The organism is Jannaschia formosa (assembly GCF_003340555.1).
In the GTDB taxonomy this organism is placed as follows: Bacteria; Pseudomonadota; Alphaproteobacteria; order Rhodobacterales; family Rhodobacteraceae; genus Jannaschia; species Jannaschia formosa.
Genome location: NZ_QPLJ01000048.1, coordinates 1 through 10775 on the forward strand (window position 1 = coordinate 1; position 10775 = coordinate 10775).

Genomic DNA, 10775 nt, shown 5'->3' on the forward strand with positions numbered 1-10775 from the left:
GCGTCCCGCTCCCGGTCCTCGCGCTGCTCGGGATGCTCGTCGGGTCCTGAGAGGTCGATCTCCGTGCGCAGGGTGCCGCGCAGGCAGCGCGCGATCACGGTCTCGGGGGCCGTGCGCAGGTGGCCCGGCGCGGCGATCACCGCGAGCAGGTCGGAGGCGGCCTCGACCCCGCGCGCCGTCTCGGCCGGTCCGATCTCGGAGGTGCCGTGCTCGTGGGCGCGCAGCACGACGTCGCCCTCGGTGACGTGGATGTCCTCGAGCGCGACCGAGCGGCAGGCCTCGGTGAGCGCGGCCCCCGCCCGCCACATCAGGCCGAGCTCGGGATCGGCGCCGAAGGCCCCTTCGAGCCTGGCGGCGCGGGTCTCGAGCGCGAGGAGCCGCATCAGCAGGGTTTCGGGGGCCTCGGGACTCATGTCGGCCTTCCTGCTTCCGAATATCATCACAATGATTTATGGGCATCATATGCACGAAAATCACAGGTTGCCACAGTCGTCTCGGTGTTTGGCTTCCTGTCTCGTGACCAACGCTAACGCCCCTTATCGCTGGTCTACAGGAACATTTGGGGACATTGCTCGGCAGACGCCCGGATGGGTGGGGGAGCGACCCTCCGCAAGGAAAGATCGATGGCCGGACCCGGTCCTGTCCTGCCCTTCGACGCGATGAGATCGAGCCTTGCCCCGGGGGGCACGGCGGGCGTGACGAACCTCGTCGGGAACCTGGACAGCCCGTTCTTCGATAGCGTCCGGCTGAACGCCGCGACCGGCCAGGCCGAGAAGCGGATCGCGGAGGTCGCGGCATTCGGGGACATGGCCGACCCCATGTCTCCCCTCGAGGCCTTCGCGATCGCGCTCCTGATCCGGGCCTCGGGTCGGGATCACTCTCCTCCTGCCCTCTGCGTCGACCGAAAAGGAGGACGAGGATGATCCGGGCCCAGACCATGGCCGAGTTGAAGAAGAAGCTGCGCCGGGACCTAGGATGGCCCGACGGCCGGTCCTGGACCGACGGCGAACGGACGGAGCTCGCGGCGTGCTACACGCTGCGGGCCGATCACCGCCGCGGCGATTTCGTCGCGGAACCGAAGACCGATGGAACCGACCGATGACCGAACCCGATGCCACCACCCTGCCCCGGCCTGCCGGGCGCGCACGAGCCCTGCGCGGCCTGGTCGCCACGGCTGCCCCCTTCAGGCCCCTCCCCGTCATGACCGACGATCCGGATTTCCTGGTGGTTGGCCGCACGCTGACGGGCGCGCTACGAGAAGCTCCTCGGGACGGGGACCTCCGGCGGCATCGACATGCCGTCGCAGATGGTCCTCATGGCGCTCGCCGACTTCCGGAAGGGAGATGCGGAGACGTTCGGCGGCCCTGCCCGCTTCCGCGTCGCCGTCGCGCGGACCTTCCTGATGGTGAGCCCCGCCTTCGAGGGGTTCAACTTCGACATCGTCTGGACGCCGGCCACGGCCCTGGAGACGGGCGAGCCAGCCCTGCCCGAGCCCGAGCCCTCCGAGCACATGCTGATGACCTTCGTGCTCGTCGACGGGCTGACAGTCGTCCGCGGCATCCGCCAAGCCACGATCTCTCCGGCCTGCTGCCGGGCGCTCTGGCGCGGCCAGCAGAAGCTCCTGGCGCGCGCGCCGAGCCAGGAGGAGAGCATGCGCGAGATGGTATCGACCTTCGCCCGCTACCCGGGGGGCTTCGAGGACGGGTTCTTCCACGAGAGTTGCGCACTCGGCAATTGAACGGCGTTCATGGTTGCCTCGCAAGTGGACGCGAGTCCCCTCTTTCCGGGTGTGTCGTGTCCACTTGCGAGGCGGACAGCCCCGAGGTTCCACCCGGAATGATGTGGATATCCGGGCACCGCAGCCCGGCGGGCCGCCCTGCCCGGACCGATCCCGCATATCTCTGCCCCCGAACCCAGTTCGAAGAGGTATGGGGACATGTCGACCGCACGAGATTACGCTTCCACCGGCTTCCGGGCCATCACACGCATCCGGGAGATCGCCCTCGCCCTCGGGCTTACCGCGGCAGAGGCGCGGCGCGCCATGCCCGATCCGGCCGCCTTCCTGCCGCGGCCTCTCGACATTCCCGAAGAGGCCATCGCCCGCATCGACGCGATGGCGGCGGTCTCGGGTCTCGTGGACCGGGTCTTCCCTGATCCGAAGGAACGCCAGATCTGGATCCGCGGCCAGCACCGGCTCTCCGATCTCGGAGGGCGGAGGCCGATCGAGCTTCTCCTCTCGGGGAGCGCCGGCGATCTCTCCTTCCTGCGCGCCCATCTCGAGTTCTGGATCGTGGCGCCGGAGATCCGGTCGGACGGGACGGGGCGCAAGCGCGCCGCGGCCTGAGGCGGGCGGGAGAGGGATCGGGCGAGCGATCTTCGCGAGGCCGTCAGAGCAGCCGCGCTGCCCTGCCCTCCCGCTGCTTCTCGTCCTTGAAGTAGCCCAGCAGCGTGTCCATCGAGCGGTGCAGCGTCTGCTCCATGACCTCCGGCGCCGGAATCCCCGCCTTCAGTGCCGAGGTGATGTAGCCCGCGCGCACGCCATGGGCCGAGAAGTCCCGCGGGTCGTGGCCGAGTTCGGCAAGCCGCGCCTTCAGCACGGCGTTCACCGCGGCGGGCGCGATCCCGTGTTCCGACATCGTCCCCCAGCGATCGATCCGGCGGAAGACGTGGCCCGCCTCGATCCCGGCGGCCTCGATCCAGGCGAGAAGCGCCACGGCCGCCCTGCCCGACAGGAAGACCCGCGCGGCGTCGCCTGCGGAGGTCGTCTTGGTCCGGCCGAGCCGCAGCCCCACGCTCGTGAGCGTCGTGCCGTCGCCGGCGTCGATATCCTCGAGGCGGAGGACCTGCCCCCGGACGAGGCTCGCGACCTCGGACCGGCGCCGGCCGCCCGAGGCGAACATCGTCGCGATCAGGGCGCGGTCGCGCAGCGCCCGCATGCGCATGCCGGCCGTCTCGCGGTCCTGGGCGACATTGCTCGCGGCCTCGATCTTCAGATGATCCAGAAGTGCTGCGGCAAGATCCTTGTCGACGACGCGCTTCGAGTGGCGGCCGCGCTCCCGCGCCGACGCCTTTACCGCGGCGCGGAGCGTTGCCGTGACCTCCGGGTCCGGGAACGGTCCCTCGACGCCGCGCCAGCGGCAGAGGGCGCGCCAGGAGGCCATCCTGCGGGAGACGGTGGCCGGCGCGTGAGGCCCAGGCGCCTTGAGCGCGCCCGCCTCCCTCAACGCTTCGGAGACGGCGCGGGGCATGCCATGGCCTGGATCGCGGACCTTCTCGTCGGGATCCCAGAGATGGTGGGCGATGAATGTCAGGACAGTCTCGCGCGAGGGCGGCCAGTCGAGCGCCCTGCCCCGCGTGGCCCGGGACCAGGCTTCGAGATAGCCGAGGTCGGAGCGCAGCGCCCGGAGCGAGTTCGCGCCCATCCCGGTGCGCAGGAGGTGGGAGAGGGTGTCGCGGTCGGCATCCGGGAGGGCGTGGTCGACCGCTTGGCGGAGCCCGATCAGGTGCCGAGCTGGATGATCATCCGTCATGGGTCAGCCTTACCCGTCGGGGGTGCCGAGGGCAACGCTGTGGCGTCGCTGCCGTACCTCGCGTGCCGCGCGCTCATCGCGATCACCGCGGCTCGAAGAGGGGCAGGGCGGTCTCATCCACCCGGGGCCCCGCGGTCTCCAGCTTGCGGTAGCCCCGCAGGATCTTCCAGCTTGCGATCTCGGCCAGGCGCCTGCGCATCGCACCGCGCGGGCCGCTCTCCGCGATCCCGATCCGGCCGGGCCTGCCGCGCCGGCCCCGGCGGATCACGAGGATGGGCTGGCCGAACAGATCGCGGTCTACGGAGAGGCTGTAGAAGTGGTGCATGTTGAGGGAGTCCTCGTCGCGGACCAGGACCGCCCCCTCGCCGTCGTCCGGTGGTCACATCGCGACGCCCTCCTCCGATGGTGAATCGTTAAGGCTCTGATTCAGGCATGGCAAGGTCGACGCACCGTTCCCGAGGCTGCCTCCGTTTGGTGCGGGTGGAGTGAGCCTAGTGGTGGGCAGTAGGGGCCCCGATAGTATCACCGCGGTGATATCGGTGTCTTCAAGGCTGCCGTGAACGGTTACCCGGGTGTTCCATTGCCGCAAGAAGCCTGTGTAAATGGCCTTTGCCCGGGAGGAAGGGGCGAGAATATCACCGCGGTGATAATCGGTCCGATCGCCTCTCACCACCTTGCCCCGCCGAGGTCGGTCATGGCCAAGAGAACCCTGCGTTTCGCGCATCCGGAGCACGAAACGCCGGGAGTATCACCGCGGTGATGCTGACCTCCTCCACGCCAAATCTCTGTCCTTGTGGGGCCCTGCTGCCTTTTGTGCGCGCGCAATGGACAACATGTAACCGCTCGCGTTCGCGATCGTGTCGATCCTCTCCGCGATGTAATCCAGGGCCTTGATTGTTCGCCCTATGCCGAGAGATGCGATTGCCTCCGTGAGCACCGTCCCATTCATTCCAAGACTTCTTGAAAATCCTTGAAGGACGTCCCGAAGTTCCTCGGCGGTCCGAGGGGGTCTTTCGAAGAAGGATGAGATGATCTTCGTTCGTGCCCAAGAGGTTTCAAGTTCGTTACGGAGCTGTCTCTCGCCAAGGCCAACAGTATCTTCTTTTCGTCTGGGTTCTATGTGCCGGTCAATCTGTCCGGCGTCGGCGGCAGATGTGTCCGGCGGGGCAGGGGTCTTCGACAGCGCACCAAGGTCCTTTCCGGCCCCTGTATCGCGCGTTTCGACCGACGCGTCGGCTTCGGGGTCGGGCTGTCGAGGCGGTTGCCGAGACGCTTGCGTCACCGCGGCGAACACGGCTTCCGTGGCATGTCGCAATGCGCTGAGATCGTCCAGTGATGACGACTTTCGCCTCAGACGCTTTCGAATCTCGTTTCCTCGTTCCTCGACCCAATCCAGGACGTCAGCACCGGAAGTCCTCGCGAGACGGGCGGCGTCGGCCAGACGTGCGCGGAGCTCCGAAATCAGGTCTCGCTTCAGGGCGGTCTCCCGGACGGCCTCGCGAGCGATTTCGGCGACCTCTTCGACACGGCCGAGGAGAGGGGAAAGATCGACGCCGTAGCCATCCGTGATCATACCGTGCACGTCGCGGCGCGGGAAGCGTCGTCCGTTCGCGCTCAGCTTCCTTTTGATCAGTCCGACCTCGACGAGACGTTCTTCGCCGCGGCGGAAGGTCCGTTCTTCCATGCAGTTCGCACGTTGGAGGAGCTTCTTGACCTCCATGAAGGACAGGTTCGGCGCGTTCCTGTCCAGCGGACCCTTGGGAAGGGTGGACAGATGCGCAGAGAGAACGGAGATCTCACGATCTCCTATCTGGAGGACATGCCTGGCGGTCTTCACGAGGTCCAGGATCTCCCAGCGGTCGAGGCACGGCAAGCTCCTCGCGCCGGCGACGTCCGAGTTCCCGGGGGCAGGGGAGTGGGGGAAAACCTCTCCCGGCTGCCGGCGCGGCATGGCCGCGGGCATCATATTCTTCATTCGTCATTCAGAAGGCACAGGAAGGCCGTTCACCGCATATGGGCGTTGCAAACGATTCGCCGAAGATGTACCAAAGGTGTGTCTAGTACCTGGGCCTCATCGGAACTTCGGTTTTGGTGGGGCCTTCTAGTCTAGTCTCTTCTGCTCCCTTTCATGTTGGTTTCTCATGCAATTATCACCGCGGTGATAACGTTAAGCTGTTGATTTATCACTATCTTATATCTTCTCTATCCTCCTTCTGATCGTACTGACTGCGAAGTTCGTCGATCCTCTCAGCGACGAACTGGAGAAATCCGTCCTCGTCCCGCGTTCTGGCCTTGAGGGTCAGCTTGCCGGGGACGAAGGTTGACGTGATGGCGCCGCCGAGGTGCCGCCGAAGGCCCGTTTCGCGATCCTTCGGTCGGGATGACGCCTGATCCTTCGCTGCTTCGCTCGATGCCGGAACGCGCGGGTCATCCTGAGATATCGCGGCAAGAAAGGCCTCGAACCGCTCTGCGCTGTCGGTGATGTTCCCGTCGACGAGACGAAGCGCCGCCTCTGCCTTGACGGGACCTTCATCCAGAAGGCGGGCAAGCTTCTCCCATTTCCTGCGTCCGATCCCGCGGGCGGGCCCGATCGCCCGGACCAGGTCCTCTCCGATCTTCGAATAGACTGATGCCATCATGGAGATCATGGACTGCTTTGCCGCAAGGAACTCGCCGATCCGCTCCTGCGAGTAGCCCGCCTGTGAGGCCTTCACCGCGGTTCTTGCTCGTTCGATGAAGCTCGTCTCGAGCCTGGCGCTGTTCTCGATCCCCTGGGTGACGAAGGCTTCCTCGTCCGACATCCGGGTCACGAAGCCCCGGATCGTCGCCCGGCCAAGCCGGCGTATCGCCTCGAGCCGGCGCCGCCCGGCGACGATCTCGTAGGGAAGGGTCTTGTCGACGATGCGGACGATGACCGGGATCTGCTGCCCGTTGGCCTCGATGCTGTCCATCAGGCTCTGGAGATCCTCGGTCAGGTCGATCCGATCCTCGATCGGAGAATCCTGGATGTGCTTGACCGGGATGTCCTCGTATGTGCGATCCGCCTCGGCTTCGACGGAGCCCTGCATGTACCTGGGCGCACCGGCGCCACCTTTGGCCAGGGGTTTGCGTCCCCGCTCGGCGCTCTCCCCGTCCGCGCCCTCGAGGCGTGCCGCCGGGCCGAAGACCTTGCGTGCCATCAGTCGACCTCCCTTCCCCAGAACCTCATGACCTCTTCTGAGATCTCGTCGGTGATCCCGTCGAGACTTTCCATGATCCGGTCGTAGGTTCGGCGATTGATGTCACCGGGAGTCACCTCGATCATGAGATCGAGCGTATTGGTGACGTCCAGCATGGCTGTGGAGTGGAGAAGTGGCGTGTTTATCATCCGGTTGCCGAGATGCGTCCTCAGGAACGCCGCCAGCTGGAGCTGCGGACCGTCCTGTGGGGAATACCGGGTCAGGAGATAGCGGATGAAGCCAAGCCTGTTGCCCTTGTCGCGCTTCTCGAGGATCTCGAGTGAATCAGCGGCGAGCCTGATGAACTTCATCAGGCTCACCGCGTCCAGCATCGATGCCGATAGAGGAATGATCAGGCCGTTCGAGGAGTGCATCGCCGAGAGCACGCTGAAGCTCATGACCGGCGGCGTGTCGTGTATGACTATGTCATACCTGTCCTCGACGATGCGCAGGGCGGTCTTGAAGCGGCTGTGCCACGGCATGTCGCGGTGTCGGCCATCCATGTAGGTCGCGGAGGTCTCGAACTCGAACTCGCTCATCGAGAGCGACCCGGCCAGGATGTCGACATTCGGAAAGTAGGTCGGCCTGATCGCCTCGGTGATTGCCATCGGGTCGTCGTATTTCAGGACGTCATAAACCGAAGGAACATCGTCGATATCGGGCTTCACGTCGAAGAGATCGGAAATCGAAGACTGAGGGTCGAGGTCGATGACGAGGACCCGTGCTCCCCGCGTGGCAAGCGACGCGGCGAGATGCGCCGCCGTGCTCGTCTTTGCGACCCCGCCCTTCAGGTTGGCCACCGCGATCACGGCCATTCGTTCGCCTTCCTGGCGCCGGAGATAAGAATCCCGAGGGATCCGGCCGGCTTCGACGAGCATCCTCTGGATCTCGTGCAGTTCCTCCAGCCGGAAGAGCCTCCTGTTCCCAGGGAACGTTTCGCCAGTTGGCGCTCCGTCCAGTGCCTTCAGGTAGCTCCGAAGGGAGTTGTAGTTCACCTTGAAGAAACCGCTCGCCTCGCGCAGCGTGAAGGATCTCAGGCCCTTCTCCGACTTGCGCTTGCGCGGCGTGAGAATGGATGCGCGATGCTCGTCGAGGGCCCGATCGAGGATGTCCCCGTCCTCACGAAGATCTTCTCCGCCCAGTCCAACCATCGATCTGCCCGCCAATTCATCGTTGGCCCGACTATGTCAAGGATACCTCGAATGACAAGAAAAACCTGATACGATCAGCAATGAGCAGGGATGAGGAGCGGGCTTGCTTCAGTGAATACGCCGAAAGATCAAGTCCTTTCTGATGTTTACGTCCGGGAGAGGCAGGGCGGACACATGATCCGGGATGCCGGCAGCTTCGGGATGCAGGACCATCGACTGTTCGTCGCGCCGGGATCCGACTCGGTCGAGTGGTTATCAACAGGATTAGAGCCGCCTCTTCAGGGCTCCGGCGTCCCGCCATCCTCTTCCCCGGCCTCCACCTCGTCCAGCCAGTCCATCCCCGGATCACGGCTCCCCGCGTAATCCTGGAACGCCGGCGCCCAGGCCAGCATGTCCTCGTGCCCATGCCGGATGCGGCAGATCCCGCGCATGTGACCCGCGATCGGGTCGGCCGAGCGCGAGGACGTCGGGCTTGGGGGCTGGATGCGGTCGACCGCGATCGCGACCGGGTTTCCGTTGGCGACATGCGCACCGCCGCGATCATGAACTGCGGCGCTGTGGACCTCGAGCCCCACCGGCAATCCCACCGTGTCGGTCACGAGATGACGTTCGCGTCCCTTGATCCGCTTGCCTGCATCATACCCGCAAACCCCGCCGCTTTCAGTTGTTGTCACGCTCTGGCTGTCGATGAATCCTGTCATGGGCTGGGCATTGCGGCCCTCGGAAAGGCGCGCGACCTCGATAAGCCTGCGGTTCAGATCATCCAACAGGTTGTCATTGCGCCAAGCATAGAAATAGCCCCGCGCCGTGGAGGCCGGCGGGAAGTCGTTGGCCAACATGCGCCATTGGCTAACGGTCGTGGCAACGCAGAGATTGGCGTCGACGACATCATGCAAACATGTCGTGGGGGCTGCCCGTCGTCTTGTGCGCAAGGAGCAACGGTCCAATTACCGCCCATTCTGCGGCGGTCAAATCGCCTGCGTATCTGCCGCCTGCTCGGTCGTGTTGGCGATGGGTGAGTCCGGTCCAGGCCATGGGATTTCCGTTTGGCTTCGCAACCGAACGGAATAACAACCTGCTGAACTCACTTAGTCCGCCCTGAATATCCCACGTCGCTCTGATTTCAGGCGATGAACGGAGATCGCCGGTGTTCTGATATTGCAGGGTTTGGTATGCTTGGGTCCGGAACCCTGCGATTTCGGAGGCCCCGATGAGAGCGAAGTGCCGCGGCCCCGAACAGGACGATCTGCTTCGCCCCCGGCTCACCGATCTGATCGACATGCGCCACGAGCTGGTGCGGCTCGAGGCGCTGATCGACTGGGACTTCTTTGAGGCCGAATGGGCGGGGTTCTTCCCGTCGCATACGGGGCGGCCCGCAACCTCGCCGCGGTTGATGGCGGGCCTGCTCTACCTCCAGCACGCCTACGCGCTCTCGGACGAGGCGGTTGTGGCGCGGTGGGCCGAGAACCCCTACTGGCAGCACTTCTGCGGCGAGGCGTTCTTCCAGCACCGCCCGCCGATCGACCCGTCCTCACTGACGCGCTGGCGGGGCCGCATCGGCGAAGAGGGGGTGGAATGGCTGCTAACCAAGACCATCGAAGCCGGACGAGGCGCCGGCGTCATCCACGAGCGCAGCACGGCCGACGTGATCGTGGACACGACCGTCATGGAGAAGGCGATCGCGCATCCGACCGACACCCGGCTCTACGAGCGCGCCCGCTTGCGCCTCGTGGGCTTGGCACGCGCGGCGGGGATCGAGCTGCGCCAGAGCTATGCCCGCCTCAGCCCCCGCCTGGCCCGGCAGGTTGGCCGCTACGCTCATGCCCGGCAGTTCAAGCGGATGAGGAAGGGGCTGCGCACCCTCAAGGGCTACACTGGCCGCGTGATGCGCGACGTCGCCCGCAGGCTGCACACCGTCACCGACGATGCCCTGCGCGCCCGGATCGAGACCCAGCTCGCCCTCGCAGGCCGCCTGCTGGCCCGGAAGCCCCGCGACAAGCGCAAGCTCTACGCGCTGCACGAGCTGGATGTGGACTGCATCTCGAAGGGCAAGGCGCACAAGCGCTACGAGTTCGGCTGCAAGGTCTCGGTCGCCACGACACACCGCGAAGGCTTCGTGCTGGGCATGCGGTCGATGCCCGGGAACCCGTATGACGGCCATACGCTGGTCGAGGCGCTCGAGCAGGTCGAGATCCTCGCCGACGCGCGTCCGACCCGCGTCTTCGTCGAGCGCGGATACCGCGGCCACGGCATCGAGCCCGCCACAGGCCCCGCGGTCTGCATCTCCGGCCAGCGCCGTGGCATGACCCGGGCCCTCAAACGCGCGCTCCGCCGTCGAAGCGCGATCGAGCCCACGATCGGACACATGAAGACCGACGGTCGCCTGTCGCGCTCGCCCCTCAAGGGCACCCTCGGCGACGCGCCGCACGCCGTGCTCTGCGGCGCGGGACACAATATCCGCCTGATCCTCGCCCACCTCCGGGCGCTCTTCTGCGAAATCCTGGCCGTCCTCCTGCGCATCCTGGTGCTGATCCGTGCCCGAACGCCCGAGCAGAATGCCAGAATGGCCGCCGTGGCGGGATGTTCAGAACCGACTACATATCATACCAACGGCCCTCTTCCCTGATTCGATTGTGAGGTGCGCGCGCTGTCGGGCGGTGATTCCCTTCTTTCGTTGACGGGAGGGATGGCGATGACGGTTGCGATCACGCGGGATGATCTGGATGCGGCGGGGCTGCGGAAGGCGGCTGCGCGGAGCCGGGACGCCCGGGCGGCTCGGCGGATGCTGGCCTTGGCGATGGTTCTGGAGGGGGCGGATCGCAGGACGGCCGCCGAGGCCTGCGGGATGGACCGGCAGACGGTGAGGGGCGTCCCGG

The 10775-nt window shown here is 65.8% G+C and carries 12 protein-coding genes and 1 pseudogene; 6 read left to right on the plus strand and 7 right to left on the minus strand.

What is annotated here, in order from left to right; genetic code table 11:
* Positions 1–413 (minus strand): hypothetical protein (locus DR046_RS22130; protein WP_135227380.1); only part of this gene is annotated, 413 nt, incomplete at its 3' end.
* Positions 414–623: 210 nt separating this feature from the next.
* Between DR046_RS22130 and DR046_RS22135 the strand changes: the two genes are divergently transcribed.
* The 4 genes from DR046_RS22135 (at position 624) to DR046_RS22150 (ending at position 2344) form a co-directional block, all read left to right on the plus strand.
* Complete coding sequence (locus DR046_RS22135) at positions 624–923, plus strand: hypothetical protein (protein ID WP_115384531.1); 300 nt, start codon at positions 624–626, stop codon at positions 921–923.
* Positions 920–1102, plus strand: a complete 183-nt coding sequence (locus DR046_RS22140) for a hypothetical protein (RefSeq protein ID WP_115384532.1) — start codon at positions 920–922, stop codon at positions 1100–1102. Before DR046_RS22135 ends, DR046_RS22140 begins: the two co-directional genes overlap by 4 nt.
* 204 nt (positions 1103–1306) lie before the next feature.
* A complete protein-coding gene (locus DR046_RS22145; RefSeq protein ID WP_167767242.1) occupies positions 1307–1738 on the plus strand; it encodes a hypothetical protein in 432 nt (143 codons plus the stop codon).
* Positions 1739–1936: 198 nt separating this feature from the next.
* A complete protein-coding gene (locus DR046_RS22150) occupies positions 1937–2344 on the plus strand; it encodes a hypothetical protein (protein WP_115384534.1) in 408 nt (135 codons plus the stop codon).
* Between the two features lie 43 nt (positions 2345–2387).
* On the opposite strand, the gene DR046_RS22155 is transcribed toward DR046_RS22150, so the two are convergent.
* The 6 genes and pseudogenes from DR046_RS22155 to DR046_RS24465 form a co-directional block, all read right to left on the minus strand.
* Positions 2388–3530, minus strand: coding sequence for a site-specific integrase (locus DR046_RS22155; protein WP_115384535.1), 1143 nt, complete (start codon positions 3528–3530; stop codon positions 2388–2390).
* Positions 3531–3612: 82 nt separating this feature from the next.
* The gene (locus tag DR046_RS22160; RefSeq protein WP_280652869.1) at positions 3613–3882 is read right to left on the minus strand and encodes a WGR domain-containing protein; all 270 of its coding nucleotides are present in this window, start codon (positions 3880–3882) and stop codon (positions 3613–3615) included.
* Positions 3883–4278: 396 nt separating this feature from the next.
* Positions 4279–5505, minus strand: coding sequence for a helix-turn-helix domain-containing protein (locus DR046_RS22165; protein ID WP_115384537.1), 1227 nt, complete (start codon positions 5503–5505; stop codon positions 4279–4281).
* Between the two features lie 211 nt (positions 5506–5716).
* Positions 5717–6709, minus strand: coding sequence for a ParB/RepB/Spo0J family partition protein (locus DR046_RS22170; RefSeq protein WP_115384538.1), 993 nt, complete (start codon positions 6707–6709; stop codon positions 5717–5719).
* Complete coding sequence (locus DR046_RS22175) at positions 6709–7899, minus strand: AAA family ATPase (protein ID WP_115384539.1); 1191 nt, start codon at positions 7897–7899, stop codon at positions 6709–6711. The genes DR046_RS22170 and DR046_RS22175 overlap by 1 nt, the downstream gene beginning before the upstream one ends.
* Positions 7900–8426: 527 nt before the next feature.
* A pseudogene (locus tag DR046_RS24465) lies at positions 8427–8934 on the minus strand (transposase); the annotation flags it as partial.
* 175 nt (positions 8935–9109) lie between these two features.
* Here DR046_RS24465 and DR046_RS22185 point away from each other — a divergent pair.
* Positions 9110–10525: an IS5 family transposase gene (locus tag DR046_RS22185; RefSeq protein WP_245191057.1), complete on the plus strand. Its 1416-nt coding sequence runs from the start codon at positions 9110–9112 to the stop codon at positions 10523–10525.
* Positions 10526–10591: 66 nt separating this feature from the next.
* A partial coding sequence (locus DR046_RS22190) for a helix-turn-helix domain-containing protein (RefSeq protein ID WP_209313644.1) occupies positions 10592–10775 on the plus strand: 184 nt, incomplete at its 3' end.